We start from the raw sequence: 14,079 nt of genomic DNA, 5'->3' as shown, positions 1-14,079 counted from the left end.
GGCTGCGTTAGATTGCGACGGTGCTGATGCGCGCGGCGTCACACGTCGTCGGACGCGTCATCATCCTCGTCCTCGGTAGGTTCACCGCCGTCTTTGAACCCACATGACTCCATGAACATCCAGGCCCGCATCCAGTTGTTCACTTCGTTGCTCTTTAGCAGTGACACGTCCTCGGTCCAGCCTTCTCCAGACGCATTGCGTGCGTAGATCGCATTGAGGTGCGCGACATAGGCTTCGCGCATCATGCCAGTCGGCCTGAAGCCAAAATTATGCGTGAAGACGACCTCCTGCATGTCGGTGACGATTGCGCCCCAGTAAGCGGTTTCGACCTCTGCGGAATGATGGTGGGTGAGGCAGTCTTCCACCGCCCGCTGCGCCAAACGGATCAAGCGGCCATCAAACGCCATTTCGGCATATTCCCGGAACGCGCCGCGGTCCTCTTCCTTCAACTGGGAAAGTATCGCCTCGGCCGGCTGAGGTTGCGCGATGCGAAATGGATTGAGAGCGCAGACAAACAGGCTGTTACGATAATATCGGGGAATCGATTTCCAAGGTTTGCGAATGAAGCAAAAGCCGTGGAGTCGTTCGGCCTCCATCAATTGTGCGGCATAGCCGCTGAGTGCTGCGAGATGCATTCTCGTCCAGTCGTTGAGGCTACCACCTTCACTCTCTTCGCTATCGAACCAGCCATTCATGTCCTCGAACGAGATGACGACGCAGGCCATGGCGTCATGCGACAGGAGTTCGTTGGTGAAGTGACGGAAGTCCTCGTCCGACGGCAGAAACAGATCGAGCTGCAGGCTCTCAAGCGTGCCATCTGCGAAAGCGGGAAGGTACACGACTATATCGCGATCGGCGATCAGCAGGTCATAGAGGAACGCCTGTTTGGTGATCTTGTTGTCGAGACCGGCCACGAGAACATTGGTGATGTCCTTATGCCCCGATAGCGCGAAGATACCGGCGATATAGTTGCTGTAGGCAAACAGCTCAGAAAACGCATTTCGTTCGGCCGCGCGGTCAACTTTTAGCTCGAGGACGAAATGACCATCCTCGTGGAGGCCAAGCAAATCGAGCTCCATCGGCGTCGTATGGTCGGTCGGCAGTTTGACATTGCTGCCGACGAACGTGCCGTAGCGAACCGAATTGTGGATCCGCTCGAGCTTGCCGAGCGCGCGCGCCTTGATGATGCGCCAGAGCGCAAAATCCTCCTCATCGCCGTCAAGCGCTTCATTCGCCTGTTCCTCAGAAAGCTCGACATCGAACTGCGGACAATCTTTGACGAGCGCTTCCAAGCCATGCGCAAGAACGAACTGATGAACTTCGCGCTCGGAAAACTTCCCCACCATGATCTCCCTGTTTATACCCGCGGAAGCGAATTATCACCGTATCACGGGACGCCGCTCAAGCCATAGAGCTGGTCGGCAGCCGACTCCGCCTGAGGGTCAGCTATCCCTGCAACCTGGCTCCGGACCGGACATTTGCCTATCGGCCATTCCTACCGAAAGTCGGTTCGGCTGCAGTGCGCCACTATGTGGCCGGTCCACGTCGCGCTCGCCAATCCTGGTGCGGACGCACGTTCAGGGAGGCGTAAGCGATCGCTGCTGCACGCGAGCGAAGCAGCAAGACTGAAAGGTTTTGTTCCCCCAGGTGCAGCTAATAATCACTCGTATCGGTGAGGGTTGCTGGATATCCGCCGACCATGGGCCATCCAGCCGACGTCTTCTTGAACAACTGCCCAAGGCCGATGCCAAGTTTACGGTCACCGGTCAGGAAACAGCGTTCACATATGTTACCCCATGGTCCGCCACGATGAAGCGGACCATCAACCATGTAGTCACCCTCGACGAATATCTTTCCGCAACCATCGCATGACGCGACAGTGCCAATCCATCCGCCTTGTCGTGCCTTCGTCGCATCATCCTCGAAAGTGGACATGTCAATCGGTTCGCTTGCCGACGACGCGCTTTCGCGGACCGGATCGAAAAAGCTGGGCGGGACGCCGATTGCGAGGCCAGTCGCGAGCATAGTGTTCGTTTCGAAATCAACTGCGTTAATGCGAGCGAACCCCGAAAACACCGCGCCTGCACCGCTAGACCGAACTAGGCCATATGCCGTGTTGGTCGTAATCCACCGGAGGTCAACGTTAATGATGAAGCGCCAATCGGAGAATGCATGATAAATGTGTGGATCACGATCCAAATCACCCTTGAAGGCCGTCATTTGGCCTTCTGGTCGATACATGGGCACGTTGCGGTTTCTGAAGCGCAGGCGCTCGAAAGAGACGATCTGACCTATATACCCCTCGTGCGCGAAGCTGATTTTTTCCACCGGCACGGACTCCATGGGTAGGGTGTCCAGAACGCGGCGATATTGCTCCATGAGGTGGTTGATTTCGTAATTAAGTTCAGAAAGATGGGTCTTGCCGGGCACCGGATCATGGCGAATTTGATAGCCTAGCATCGCGGCGAATTCGTCAAGACGCGGGACATTGAGGTAGGTATACTGGCTGATAATTCCCGCCGACCAGCGTTGCGCTGGGGTTAGCTGAGTCTCAAGCCATGCAAGGTATTCTTCCCTAATCCCATGTAGGCGTTCAACCGGATACTCGTCTTCGTTGTCATCAATAATCTTGTGATGCTCACGACATAACAGCATCAAGTTGTCGGGGCCGTCCCTATCGCCTAAGCATGTAGCACGACCGCGCGCTGCACTGCGTTTGGCCCCGACAATGTGAGCAATTTCGCCCGTCAGCGAGCGGCTTTTGGAGTTTGATTCCCATATAACTTTACGGCGGCACATTGAGCATCGAGCTGCGAATATGCCCCATATCAGTTTTTGTGTGGTGGTACTAACAGTCATAAATCTGATCGCTTCTGTGGATGTCGGTTGTTGACCACAATCAAGCGTGCTTGTGAAGCGCTCCAGCTTGCCCTGAGGCTTCGACATATGAGCCAGGGCGTTCTGTCGGAATTTTCCTGCATGCCTGATTGGCAATATCCGCCGTACAAATCCAAAAGCCGCCTTTCCGCAATCGGCCAGTCGCAGCCCCAAAAAATGAGAAAGCAGCCCGACCGGACCTGAGCGCGCGAAATTTGGTGCTGAGCGTCGTAGAAGGGTCGCCTGCCGCTGGGTAGCTTCCAACCCTGAACCTGACCAACAGGTTATCGCCAGGACATAGCCATTCGTGGTGGGGGAATGACGACGCGGGTGGCTACGCGACAGACAGGTTGTAGGGTGCCGCAACTCAATAGCCGCCGGTCAGATCATCTCGATCAACACAACGCTAAACTGAGGCTAGGCGGCAGGTTTGAGGCTGGACTGCCTTCAAGTGGGCAGATCAGGGAAGGGAATGTCTCGAAAGATCATTCTCGGCCGTCTTGTCCAGAACTATGGCTTGGCGGTCCTACTGCTCCGGCTTCTCCGGGGCCTGCGCGCCGGACTTCTTTTCCTGCAGCTTCTGCATCTCCGCCGCCAGCACGTCGACCCGATTGCGGCCCTGACCCAGGATCGGCATGTGCAGGAAGGCTTTGCCCTGCGCGTGCAGCTTCTGCTTGAACCCGCCGTCCGGCACGATGTCGTCCGCCCGGTCGGCGCGGTTGGGCTCGACGAACCACTGCTGCGGGAAGGGCGCTGCGTCGGTGCCGCCGATCCTGCGCCGTACGCTGCCGATGGACATGCGACCGGTATAGGGGATGATATGCCGCCCGTCCCGATCCGCCAGCTGCTTGTAAAGCGCTGAACGCAATTCGACCTTTGCGTTCACATAAGCCGGATCGTCGATCAGATTGTGCATCTCGTTCGGGTCCTTCGCCACATCATATAGCTCGTCCATGTCGTAGATGCCGTAATATTGGATATATTTGAGGTCCCCGCGCTGAATGGCGAAGGTTCCCGGCGTCATGGGGAAAGACCATTCCCAATAATATTCATAGACGAAGTCGGGCGCCTGCCAATCCTTGGCCGCGACCTTGCCGGTGATGAGCGGCCAGGCGCTTTGCCCTTCGAACTGCGGGGGGCGTTCGGCTCCCGCCAGGTCCAGGAAGGTCGGCGCATAGTCGAGGTTGCGCAGCCGGCCCGGATTGACGACGCCCGCCGGCACCGTGCCGGGTTCGACCATGATCATCGGCACCTTGACGGACGGCTCATAGGCGGTCCGCTTGTCGATCAGGCCATGCTCGCCGATCTGGTAACCATTGTCGGACGTGAAGACGACCAGCGTGTCCTTCTCCAGCTCCTGCTTCTTCAGATAGGCCATGATCCGCCCCACGCTGTCGTCGACGGCCGACAGGGTGGCGTAATAATAGCGGAGATAATCCTCCATCTTCATGTCGCTATTGTAGAAGAAGTCGAGCCCGTGCCAGCTGTTGCGCTGGTTATAGACCCACATCGGCTTGCCCTTGTAATTTTCGGGCGTGTTCGCCGCGCTCGCAGGCAACTTGAAGTTCACCTTGTCATATTGATGCGCATAGCGGGGCGGGGGCAGCGGGTCGGAATGGACCGCCTTATGGCTGAGATAGAGGAAGAAGGGCTTTTTGGGATCACGCTCCTTCTGCAACCAGCTCATCGCATAGTCGGTCAATTCGTCGGTGATATAGCCGCGTTGGGGGACCTTGTTCCCATCGACGTTCAGCATGTTGACGCGGCCCTTGGCCACCTGGTCCGCCGGAATGCCCTCGGTCGGATAATAATGGCCCTGGCCGGAGAAGCTGATCCATTTGTCGAAGCCCGGCCGGGGCGCGTCGCTGTCCTGCCCCATATGCCATTTGCCGATGAAGGCGGTCTGATAACCCACCCTCTGCAGATAGCTGGGGAAGTAAGTCAGGCCCTTTTCCGACGAGTTGTTGTTATCGACCACGCCATGATTGCGGGCGGTCTGGCCGGTCAGGATTGTCGCGCGGCTGGGGCTGCAAAGCGATGATGTGACCACCGTGTTGGGAAAATAGGTCCCGCTCTTGGCCAGCTTGTCGATATGGGGCGTGCGGATCTGCGGCTGCAGAAAGCCCATGCCGTCATAGCGCAGGTCATCCAATATGATGAAGATGATGTTGCGCGGCCGGGTCTGGGGCGCCTCGCTCTGCTTTCCCGCAGGCGCAGCGGAAGGGGTCCGCGCCGAGCCAGCCATCGGCAGACACACCGCACCGATCAGCGCAGCCGCGCCGATGATTTTCCGCCGTATCGATGCCACCCGAATCCTCCCTGAAATAATCGTCGAGCGGGCAGCTTAACGCCCTATGTCAGCGCTGACAACAAAGATGGACAGGGACCGCCCCCGCCCGCTATGAGCAATCCATGGAACAAGGCGCATCTCCGCGCAGGAAAGGGCCTGGCGTCACCCAGGAAGAGGTCGGCCGCCTCGCAGGCGTGTCGGGCAAGACGGTTGCGCGCGTCATCGCCAACGACCCCCATGTCAGCGAGGCAACGCGCGAGAAGGTGGAGGCCGCGATCAGGCAAACCGGCTTCCGCCCCAACTTCGCCGCCCGGTCGCTGGCGGCGGCGAAATCCTATCTGATCGCGATTTTCCTTCCCGATCACAGCTCGCTCTATCATGCCGACCTGTTCCGCAGCGCCGCCGCGGCCTGCGCTGCCAAGGGTTATCATCTGCTGCTGGAACAATATGAGGCCGACAGCAGTGCCTCGGCGCTCGAACGCTATGACATCAGCCTGCGCCAGACCCGGTGCGACGGCGTCATCCTGGCCCCACCGCTGTCCAATGACCGGCAGCTGATCGATCGCCTGACCGCTGACGCAATGCCGCATGTCCTGATCGCGCCCGCCGATGCTGAAGGCCGATCGCCTGCGGTTCTGGCGGATGAGAGCGCCGGGGTTATCGCCCTTTTCGATCATCTCTGGTCGCTCGGGCACCGGACATTCGGGCTATGCACGCCGCCGCCGGGCCGGCCCTATCTCCATCGGCGCAATGAGATATTCCTCCAATGCCTGGCCGGACAGGGCGCCGCCGCCTCCGCAGTGAAGCTCGCCCCCTTCCGCTGGGAGGGATCGACCATGCTCTCTGGCCGCACCGCGGCCCGGTTTCTGCTCGACGGCCCGGACAGCCCCGACGCCATCTTCGCCTTCAATGACGAATATGCGCATGGTGTCATGATCGGCGCGCAGGAGCGGGGACTGCCGGTTCCCGATGCGCTGTCCGTCGCGGGCTTCGATGATGGGGCCGCCGCGCAATTCGCCTGGCCGCCGCTCACCACCATCCGCCAGCCGCTCGACCTGATGGCAAAAAAGGCTGTAGAGTTGATTACTGAAGGCGGGGAGTCCTGTCTTTGCGCGGTCGAGTTAATGGTTCGACAAAGCACGGGGCGAAAAGCTGACTGAACTTCAACTTCACATTGCTGGGTCGCCGCTTCTGAGAGGGCAGACACCGCGCGTCTGGCGCACTGATTTCCTTTATGAACACTATCTCCCACAGCTGTACAACTACTCGAAAGGGGTCGAGTCTGGCTTGCCCAGTTCGGAAGGTGTGCGGAACGATCGCTACACTTATTTGCGTTACCCGCGGTAACCCGGCCTCAATAAAATGCTGTTCGATCGTCATGCGGATCAAGATGAGTTGCGCAACATCGCCGGCAACTGCGATCCCCAACTCCTTCAATTACTACGGAAGCGAACAGACGAATTGATCGCGCAACTGACATGACCACGGGGAACTCAGCTAAGGTTGCCCATTCGCCAGTGGCGACATCGCGTCGCTGACGGGACAAACTGTTAGGAAAGGCTGGTTTGGACATCCGGAACGGGTAAGCAGACGGACCGCATCTGGAGACGGAAAATGGGCGGCGGAACGGCCACAAAGGGTCGGTTTGCACCTTGGCCCTTCCACCGGCGGTGCGGCCAAGCGGCAGCCATTTTTGGCCGGAAAGTGCGATAACGTCGAGTATGTTCAACCTGACGTTCTGCTTCGCGCCAATGACGGCCCCTTAATCACAGCTTCCACAATCCTGAAAGCGGTCATAGAACAGTGTATGACCACTCCTTCGCGCATTGGCGCTCTAGACATTGCGGCGGCGATAGCAGACCGTATCGGCTCCTATGTCGATATGAATTTCATCCAATTTCTCGCCGTTGAGCGCGATAGGGTGCTCTGCTGGTATATGAATAGCGGTCGAGAGGGGCCGACCTTTGAGATCGAACTACATAGAAGCTCCGAAGGTTGGCTGATGAAGCTGGAGGAGCATCCACCGGGCACAGAACAGGAAATCGAGATGCCGTGATGGTATCTTTGACCTTTCCTCGATAGCCGCAGGTCGGCACACGACCGAAAGTTGCCATAAACTGGACGTTGAGCTTTTCCGGCAACCGGACACACTATGGTAGATCAATAAACTTGTTCAGCCATGCTGCCGTCAGAGGCATTATTCCAGCTACTCCCGCACCGTAGAGGGGGCAGGCATATTTTGCCATTTCAATAGTTGAACCTAGTCCATCGCTGAACATGACCAAAAATATGATCCATCCGACGGCCGCGCCAATCAGTGCGAATAACACTGCATACGACTTCGGATTGGCAGCGAATTGGAGAGTAAGAATACAATGTAGGGGGGTGCCCAAAATTAACGCTGCGGGGATTGAAAGAAGCAATGCCATTGTGCCGACTAGCGCTCCCCACATCTGCACTGCAATGATGCCCTTCAAACTAAACATTCCATCCGCCGTCGCAAGAATGCCACAGCAAAAGATGATCGTTGATAAAAAGCATCCGGCAAACGCCGACAAAAATGCGACTTTTAAAGATTGTGCGATGCTGAGGTCTGGCTCCATGATGAGAGTAAGGCAAACTCTTTTTAAATATCCGTAAAAGTCCGCTTTATTGTCGAAGTGGCTGCAAAGCTGACTGTCGCGAAACCACCCGGCATCGACGTTCCTTGCCCGAAAATCTCTTCGCTGCACCGGCAACCCGCTGGTCCGGTTCAGGATTGGAAAGCTGTCCAGCAGCAGGCGACCAGTTTTGGCCGTCTGTTCGGGCCCAAGCTATTACCGAATTCAGACGCGAGAACGATGCATCGGAAGGCGAGATATAAGCTGGCACAGGCACAGGCACAGGAATTGCTTTGCGAAGGCGTTATGCCGTAGAGCGGCACCATGCCTTTTCGCCTTACTCTTGTGATTTTAGCGGGGATTGGCTCCGGTATCGCTACCGCTAAGCCGATAAGCGAGCAGCAGGCCCAAGCGTTAGTAGAAGCTGGGAAGGATCACCTCGAAATAAACAATCTCAAAAAATCTACAGCATCTCCCATCGGGCCGACGCGCGCCGGGATGACAAAGGTGATTTATGAAACGCCAACGGGCGGTCGGTTTGCCACCTATTATCTTGGTGCGGGCGGGGTTCTGAAGGAGTTCGTCATGAACAGTCCAGACCTCTATCCTTACACACCAGTTAGGGATCGGCGCGCTTTGATCACTCGGTTGATGCAGATTGCCGCTCCGCACGGTTCACAAGCGGAAAGGAATTGGGCTGCCAATCAACTGAATGCGTACTGGACCCAGAGTGTGCGTCCGCTTCCTGTAAGGGTGGGAGATTACGTTTTCAGGGGCGGCACAACACGAACTGGAAATGGCTTTCACGACACCTTTTGGGTCGTTGCAGCCGACAGGGGATATACAGGCTTGAAATATCATCCCAAGCATTAGGGTCTACGTCCGACTTCCATCCAGTTTCGCCGTTACCCGACAGTCCTCAATCCACCCACGATCGACATTCCTGACGGCCAACGACATCGTCGATCACCGCAAAGCCGTCTGTCCGCTCGCCTGGAAGCGCAAATCGGTGGCGGGTATGTCTATTCAGGGTGGGTAGCGGACTGTCTAATTCTTGCCTTCGGAAGCCCATTTTCTTGCCATCCCGTTCGTCGCCTCAATTGCAGCCCTATTCGGGGCGTGCTTCAGGAACAGCCAAGCGATCGGAACAAGCTCATTGTTCTTCTCGCGCATGTAAATCATCAGCCGTGAGCCGCTCTTTGGGGGCTGTTCAGGCGGGCACATAGTCGGGCCTGTGGGCCACGACAGTGTGACTGATCTGAGTTTTGTAGTCCCCAGCCATATTTTGTCGATGCTGACCGTGGTGGCGTCGAAAGACCCGTTGCCTTCGCTTTCGACGCGGCCCGCACGTCCTTCGACGATCACATCGGAAGGCACCTTACTGGGATCATGTGGAGGACGCCTGACCGCACAGGCAAACACCGACACCGGAGCCATCAGGCTCAGCATGATTGGTAACAGGATAACGCGCGTTTTTGTCATTACGTAGAGCTACATTGTTGCGGCTAATGTCCGCAAATGGTTGCTACGCAAACGCCATCTTTCGTCCGCTATCGGTCGATAGCCGACGCGGGGCGAAGGGCAGCTATCCACACGTCCCGTCTCCAAAGCCGACATTCGCCTATCGGCCAAAACTCACCTTTGGCAGATGGGCCTTTCCGAATTGTAGCGCTCCCAGATCACTGCATTGCCGCTTTGTACCATCGCACAGTTGATCTCGACCCCTGCCTCGTTGCTGCAGATCGCCGTGACCCGGTTATAGCTGGTGCCCGTGCGCATGCACTGCAGCCCCTGCCCTCCTGCAAGTTCGCGGAGCGCGGCTGTCGCCGCAGCGCCCGAGGCTGACGGACAGGGATGCCCCGGAGAGCAGCCTTCATCGCTCTCCCTTGCCGCCACGGCATGGAGCCGGACGCGGGTTCCGTCGGCGCAGCGAAGTGTGTCCCCGTCAGTGACCGACGCCACCTGGCAGAAGAACCGGTCACCATTCTGATCAAAGGCCTGCAGCGGCTTGGCAGACGGCCACCACCAGGCAAGAAACACAGCCATGCCCACGATCACGATGGGCACGACGGGCCAGCGCGATCCGGCGGGTCGCAGCTGTCTCTGCCTGGCCCGCTTCATCGCGCGCCACTGACGCTGCGAAGGACCGTTCGACCTTGCCCTCTTCACAGCGAGATCAGCCTGCCCTGCGCCGGAACAGGGCACGTCCGAGCAGCGCAAACGCCGCTATACACACCCATGTACCGACGAACACGCCCAGTTCGATCGGCCATGGGCGATCTCCCCTCTCCCGAACGACGTACAGCATCACCGCGACAAGAGTGACGGTCGTAAGGAGAGGCCATAGCGGGCGCCCACTCTGTTTCCCGGTCTGCACTGCCAGCTTCCCCCATAAAATACTGATCTGCCTCAGGGCCCATGTCGCCAACTTCCCGCCGTTGCAACAGCAGAACGGACATGAGCCTGGGTCCTGCAGCCAGAACAGGACATCACGACAGCGCCTTCCCACAGCGGCCTATAGCTGGCCCGCAATCCCGGCCTCTGTTCAGCCCATGATCAACACCGTATATGCCTGCGATGGCTGGCATTTCCACAATTCAGCAGCTTGTGACCCTGCTACAGGGACAGGGCGTCCGCACCGCCTATGTAAAGCTGCTTTCGCCGAAGCAGGACAATGAGAAGAACCAGATCTATCTGGGCGGTGGCCTCGATGGCGTCACCAACCTCTTCCCTGCCGAAATCGAAGTAAGATCCGCCAGCGAAAGCGTTGCCAAACGCAGGTCTTCTGCCGGGAAACCGAAGCTTGAGGCCCGGATCGACTTTGCCTGGCTCGGCGGAAACGGGGCACGCTACGATGCGCCCAACACCCGGATCATCGACTATTTCCAGTATCCCGAAGTGCGGATGTCGGGCTTTCTCAGCGGATGCGAGGACGGCCCTCCCGCTCTGCGGCGACGGCTGCAGGCAGAGTTCGGGCAACGGATCCTCGTCATGGGAACCGCTGCTGACGGAAAGGTCGTCGGCCTCGTCCTGACGGCGCGGGACGATGCCCTCGTTGCCGACTTCCCCGAACTGCCGCTCGCCTCATCGAAGGGCGTTCTGCGGGTTCTCACCGTCGATGGCCCAGCCGGCGCGGATCCGGCCGAACTGCTGCGGCAGGAACTCTCGGCAATTGTTCAGGGTGGATGGCACTGGTCCCGCATCAACAGCCGCGGCGTCATTCAGCCGTTCACAGGCGCGCAGGGCGGCGGCTATACGCTGGAAGCGCTGCTTGGAGTGGCAGCCAACGGCCACAAGGCACCCGACCGCCACGGCTTCGAGATCAAGAGCTTTTCGGGAAGCCGGATCAGTCTCATGACCCCTACCCCTGATCTTGGTTTTCAGGGCAGATCGACGTTCCGCGTCTTCATGGAGCGTTTCGGAGTTCCGGGTCAGAAAGGCGACGGCTCCCTTCGCTTCACGGGTCTGCATAAGAGCGGCGCCGTGAACACAAAGACGGGTCTGGGTCTGCGCGTCACCGGCTATTGCCGGGAGGATGACAGCTTTGGCGATGCCGAAACCGTTGCGGTTGAGCTCTACCATCAGGACACGGGCGAAGTCGCGGCAGGCTGGTCTCTCGAAAAGCTCGCGAACTGCTGGAATGCCAAGCACGCGAACGCGCTCTATATCACCTTCGACAGCCGCAACGGTGAGAATGGCGCGGAATATCGCTATTCACGCAGCTGGGTGCAGGGGCGCGGCACCGACGTGTGGCGGCTGCTGCGGGCGATCGATCAGGGCATCGTCTTTTACGACCCTGCTGACACCATCTATGCTGATGGCCGCCCCAAGGTCCGCTCTCAGTGGCGTATCAATGCAGGCCAGCTGCCACAGGCGATGTCGCTTCTGTACGCAGAATCTGCCACTGTCACTGTCTGATCGGAGACGCTTCGGTATGGATCAGCGCATGAAACGGCCATCATCGCTGCCGCCCCGGCGCGTCAGGGGGCGAGCGGGGCGGCGGCGCTGACTTCCAGCGGGGCAACAGCGGGCAACTCGCCGTCAGCGATACTGGCGTGGATGATGTCTCCTGCCTTGAAGCTGGCATTGCCACCCTTGTTCAGCAGCCCCAGCAGCCCAAAGCCCAGCACACCCAGGATCACTCCCCCGGTGTTCGCGTCGCCTTCGGCGCCTTTCGTACCGGTAAGCCGCACCGGGCCCCAGGCGGTATCGACGTGGAGGAGACGCAGACTGAGCTGCCCCTTTCCGCCAGCAGCTCCAGTCCCCTTGGCAGAGATGACCTCTCCCCAGGCACTGGAGCCGATCGGGATCACCGTGGCCCCGTCCAGCAGGACCGGAGCGTTGACGCGCAGCCTGAACCGGTCACCGGCCTTCGCGGACCGGCTGTTCACCTCCCTGACCACCATCAGCTCCACGTCCGTCCCCTGCACCCAGCGAGGTGGTGGAGGGACGATCGCAGGCGCCGGCGGCGGAGCTGTGGTGACGGCATGCTGAGCGGCCGCCGTCACATTCGCACAGAGAAGGAAGGCCGTCAGGGCTGCGCGGAGCATGGCGATCAGTTGGCTGCGGGAGCAGCTGCTGCTGCCGGTACGCTGCCAGCAGGCAGGAAACGGATCGCAACACCGGTCGCGTTGGTCTTGCCCCAGCTGAACGCCGACACGTGAGCATCGCCATATTGCGCCTTGATGACGGCGTCTGCACCAAGCTTCTTTCCGCGCTCCCACAGCTCGCCGTAGATCTTGTCCTGGGAAGAGGACTTGCTGAAGATGGTGGCCTTGCGCACCCCGGCCTTCACCTCGCCAAGCACTTCATAGGGCCTGTCGGTGATGTCATAGGGAAACACTGGCACCCCGACCTCCTCATTCATCACCGGCTGCGCCGGAGCGGGCTGGGCAAGCGCGGGAGCAGCAACGGCGAGCGCAAAAGCGGCAGACAGAATGAAACGCATGATCTCGGTCCTTCTTGATTGAGCGGATTATTGAGCAGTCGCAGCTGGCGTGGCGACCGGCTGCGCCGCAGCTGGCGCAGACACAGCGGCAGCGACAGGAACCGTCATGGCCGGAGCAGTCACCGCTTCAGCAAACACCAGAGGCACGTCCTCACCGATAAAACCCTTCACCTGTGAGCCTGCGGCAATCTTCGCGCTGGTTCCGGTGGTGAAGAAGCCGACGACAGGGACGAATGCCACCGCAGCGACCACGCCCGCGGTTCCGGTCACACCCTTGTCATCGAAGGTGCCGCTCAGCCGGATCTGGCGGCCATTGACGCTGACGTGGAGGAGCGAGGCGGTAAGGTGACCCGACTTGCCCCACATCCCCTTGTTGCGGACCTCGGTCACCTCTCCCATTGCAGGCGCGCCTACCGGGATGACGATCTGGCCGCCGACGGTCACCGGTTCGATCACGGACAGACGAAAGTGCTGACCGACCCGCAGCTTCTTGCCTTCGGTTGTCAGCGGCTCTTCCATCTTCAGCTGGATTTCGGTGCCGGTGCGCAGAATGTTGGCTGCTGCGGGACCCACGGCCAGCGCGGCGGATGGCGGCGGTACCGCGACCTGCGCTTCGGCCAGAGTCGACGACGCCGCTGCGCACAGCAGCGCAACATGGATCAATCTCATTGAAATCCCCCCCTTTTTGACCTTCCCCAAGGTCATACCGGGATGTCGCCTGCTACCCCGGGGATGTCAAGTAGCCTGTCCGGTGCCGCTGAACGTCCGTCTGTTCTACTGGACTGCGCCTGGACGAAGAATCTGATCCATCTTCAGAGCCACCCGCTTCCAGAACAGGACACCCTCCTGATCTCCGGCGAGCGCCAGCTCCCCAATCCGCTCCGCCACCCTGACGGCAGCCCCGTCTCCATGCCGCCTCAGCAGCATCATGGCGGCTCCCAGCGCGATGTCATCCTCGGTCATCTTCACAGGTTCGGTCCGATACCCAGCGCCTCAAGGCGCTCCAGGATGATGGAACGCGCAATAACGCCCATTGTCTCGAGCGACCAGAAGCCGGTCTTCTTCATCGCCGCTTTCGTATGTATCCACACCCGCCCGTCACGGATGGTGTCGAGCCAGTCATGGCCCGACCATGTCAGCCGGACGGCAACCCAGCGCCGACCGTCAGATGACACGTGAGCGGCAGAGGCGAGGCCGGCTTCCACCAGCAGCCTGAAGTGGTGATCGATCTCATGCCGCGGATATCCCGAGACATCTGGCACACGCAGAAGTTCGGCTCCTTCTGCAGCTTCAAGGGCCAGCATGAGATCGCGAATCAGATCGGGATTGCGTTTCATGCGGGCATGAGAACAAACCATGATCAA

General features: G+C 59.2%; 15 protein-coding genes. 4 read left to right on the top strand and 11 right to left on the bottom strand.

Translation table 11 applies throughout. The features are described 5' to 3' along the window. Window positions 1–38 precede the first annotated feature (38 nt). The 3 genes from MU848_RS03810 to MU848_RS03800 all read right to left on the bottom strand — a co-directional run bounded on the left by MU848_RS03810 (window position 39) and on the right by MU848_RS03800 (window position 5,122). Window positions 39–1,343, bottom strand: a complete 1,305-nt coding sequence (locus MU848_RS03810) for a hypothetical protein (protein WP_247230297.1) — start codon at window positions 1,341–1,343, stop codon at window positions 39–41. Window positions 1,344–1,653: 310 nt separating this feature from the next. Next, the gene (locus MU848_RS03805) at window positions 1,654–3,141 is read right to left on the bottom strand and encodes a hypothetical protein (RefSeq protein ID WP_247230295.1); all 1,488 of its coding nucleotides are present in this window, start codon (window positions 3,139–3,141) and stop codon (window positions 1,654–1,656) included. 262 nt (window positions 3,142–3,403) lie between these two features. Continuing rightward, window positions 3,404–5,122, bottom strand: coding sequence for a sulfatase family protein (locus MU848_RS03800; protein WP_247231640.1), 1,719 nt, complete (start codon window positions 5,120–5,122; stop codon window positions 3,404–3,406). Between the two features lie 167 nt (window positions 5,123–5,289). Here MU848_RS03800 and MU848_RS03795 point away from each other — a divergent pair, with 167 nt between their 5' ends. After that, window positions 5,290–6,327: a LacI family DNA-binding transcriptional regulator gene (locus tag MU848_RS03795; protein ID WP_247230294.1), complete on the top strand. Its 1,038-nt coding sequence runs from the start codon at window positions 5,290–5,292 to the stop codon at window positions 6,325–6,327. 647 nt (window positions 6,328–6,974) lie between these two features. After that, window positions 6,975–7,223 carry a hypothetical protein gene (locus MU848_RS03790; protein ID WP_247230292.1) on the top strand — a complete coding sequence of 83 codons (249 nt, stop codon included), beginning with the start codon at window positions 6,975–6,977 and terminating at the stop codon, window positions 7,221–7,223. A gap of 94 nt (window positions 7,224–7,317) precedes the next feature. Here the strand turns inward: MU848_RS03790 and MU848_RS03785 are convergent, their stop codons facing one another. Beyond that, entirely contained in the window at window positions 7,318–7,770 is a 453-nt protein-coding gene (locus MU848_RS03785; protein ID WP_247230290.1) for a hypothetical protein, read from the bottom strand. Window positions 7,771–8,091: 321 nt separating this feature from the next. Here MU848_RS03785 and MU848_RS03780 point away from each other — a divergent pair, with 321 nt between their 5' ends. Further along, window positions 8,092–8,640 carry a hypothetical protein gene (locus tag MU848_RS03780; protein WP_247230288.1) on the top strand — a complete coding sequence of 183 codons (549 nt, stop codon included), beginning with the start codon at window positions 8,092–8,094 and terminating at the stop codon, window positions 8,638–8,640. 174 nt (window positions 8,641–8,814) lie between these two features. Here MU848_RS03780 and MU848_RS03775 read toward each other — a convergent pair whose 3' ends face one another. Both MU848_RS03775 and MU848_RS03770 read right to left on the bottom strand, forming a co-directional pair. Next, on the bottom strand, window positions 8,815–9,249 hold the full coding sequence (locus tag MU848_RS03775) for a hypothetical protein (RefSeq protein ID WP_247230286.1): 435 nt from the start codon (window positions 9,247–9,249) through the stop codon (window positions 8,815–8,817). Between the two features lie 153 nt (window positions 9,250–9,402). After that, window positions 9,403–9,813, bottom strand: a complete 411-nt coding sequence (locus MU848_RS03770) for a thermonuclease family protein (protein WP_247230284.1) — start codon at window positions 9,811–9,813, stop codon at window positions 9,403–9,405. A gap of 522 nt (window positions 9,814–10,335) precedes the next feature. Between MU848_RS03770 and MU848_RS03765 the strand changes: the two genes are divergently transcribed. Next, window positions 10,336–11,685 (top strand): MvaI/BcnI family restriction endonuclease, encoded by a 1,350-nt coding sequence (locus MU848_RS03765; protein ID WP_247230283.1) that lies wholly within the window; start codon window positions 10,336–10,338, stop codon window positions 11,683–11,685. Window positions 11,686–11,747: 62 nt separating this feature from the next. Here MU848_RS03765 and MU848_RS03760 read toward each other — a convergent pair whose 3' ends face one another. The 5 genes from MU848_RS03760 to MU848_RS03740 form a co-directional block, all read right to left on the bottom strand. Next, complete coding sequence (locus tag MU848_RS03760) at window positions 11,748–12,275, bottom strand: hypothetical protein (RefSeq protein WP_247230282.1); 528 nt, start codon at window positions 12,273–12,275, stop codon at window positions 11,748–11,750. A gap of 47 nt (window positions 12,276–12,322) precedes the next feature. Next, window positions 12,323–12,715, bottom strand: a complete 393-nt coding sequence (locus MU848_RS03755; protein ID WP_247230281.1) for a hypothetical protein — start codon at window positions 12,713–12,715, stop codon at window positions 12,323–12,325. Between the two features lie 27 nt (window positions 12,716–12,742). Then, complete coding sequence (locus MU848_RS03750) at window positions 12,743–13,384, bottom strand: hypothetical protein (RefSeq protein ID WP_247230280.1); 642 nt, start codon at window positions 13,382–13,384, stop codon at window positions 12,743–12,745. Between the two features lie 105 nt (window positions 13,385–13,489). Beyond that, a complete protein-coding gene (locus MU848_RS03745) occupies window positions 13,490–13,678 on the bottom strand; it encodes a DUF6961 family protein (RefSeq protein ID WP_247230279.1) in 189 nt (62 codons plus the stop codon). A 2-nt stretch (window positions 13,679–13,680) separates the two neighbouring features. Further along, window positions 13,681–14,052 (bottom strand): DUF2513 domain-containing protein, encoded by a 372-nt coding sequence (locus tag MU848_RS03740; RefSeq protein ID WP_247230278.1) that lies wholly within the window; start codon window positions 14,050–14,052, stop codon window positions 13,681–13,683. Window positions 14,053–14,079 lie beyond the last annotated feature (27 nt).

The sequence above is a fragment of the Sphingobium agri genome (assembly GCF_023051225.1).
Classification (GTDB): Bacteria; Pseudomonadota; Alphaproteobacteria; order Sphingomonadales; family Sphingomonadaceae; genus Sphingobium; species Sphingobium agri.
The sequence above is the reverse complement of the archived record's forward strand: the minus strand, read 5'-3'. Positions and strand labels throughout refer to the sequence as shown.

What these genes read in the sequence shown, in the direction of transcription:
- MU848_RS03800 (WP_247231640.1), bottom strand. Translation starts at nt 5,122, where the DNA reads ATGGCTGGCTCGGCGCGGACCCCTTCCGCTGCGCCTGCGGGAAAGCAG.
- MU848_RS03795 (WP_247230294.1), top strand. Translation starts at nt 5,290, where the DNA reads ATGGAACAAGGCGCATCTCCGCGCAGGAAAGGGCCTGGCGTCACCCAG.
- MU848_RS03790 (WP_247230292.1), top strand. Translation starts at nt 6,975, where the DNA reads ATGACCACTCCTTCGCGCATTGGCGCTCTAGACATTGCGGCGGCGATA.
- MU848_RS03785 (WP_247230290.1), bottom strand. Translation starts at nt 7,770, where the DNA reads ATGGAGCCAGACCTCAGCATCGCACAATCTTTAAAAGTCGCATTTTTG.
- MU848_RS03780 (WP_247230288.1), top strand. Translation starts at nt 8,092, where the DNA reads ATGCCTTTTCGCCTTACTCTTGTGATTTTAGCGGGGATTGGCTCCGGT.
- MU848_RS03775 (WP_247230286.1), bottom strand. Translation starts at nt 9,249, where the DNA reads ATGACAAAAACGCGCGTTATCCTGTTACCAATCATGCTGAGCCTGATG.
- MU848_RS03770 (WP_247230284.1), bottom strand. Translation starts at nt 9,813, where the DNA reads ATGGCTGTGTTTCTTGCCTGGTGGTGGCCGTCTGCCAAGCCGCTGCAG.
- MU848_RS03765 (WP_247230283.1), top strand. Translation starts at nt 10,336, where the DNA reads ATGCCTGCGATGGCTGGCATTTCCACAATTCAGCAGCTTGTGACCCTG.
- MU848_RS03755 (WP_247230281.1), bottom strand. Translation starts at nt 12,715, where the DNA reads ATGCGTTTCATTCTGTCTGCCGCTTTTGCGCTCGCCGTTGCTGCTCCC.
- MU848_RS03750 (WP_247230280.1), bottom strand. Translation starts at nt 13,384, where the DNA reads ATGAGATTGATCCATGTTGCGCTGCTGTGCGCAGCGGCGTCGTCGACT.
- MU848_RS03745 (WP_247230279.1), bottom strand. Translation starts at nt 13,678, where the DNA reads ATGACCGAGGATGACATCGCGCTGGGAGCCGCCATGATGCTGCTGAGG.
- MU848_RS03740 (WP_247230278.1), bottom strand. Translation starts at nt 14,052, where the DNA reads ATGAAACGCAATCCCGATCTGATTCGCGATCTCATGCTGGCCCTTGAA.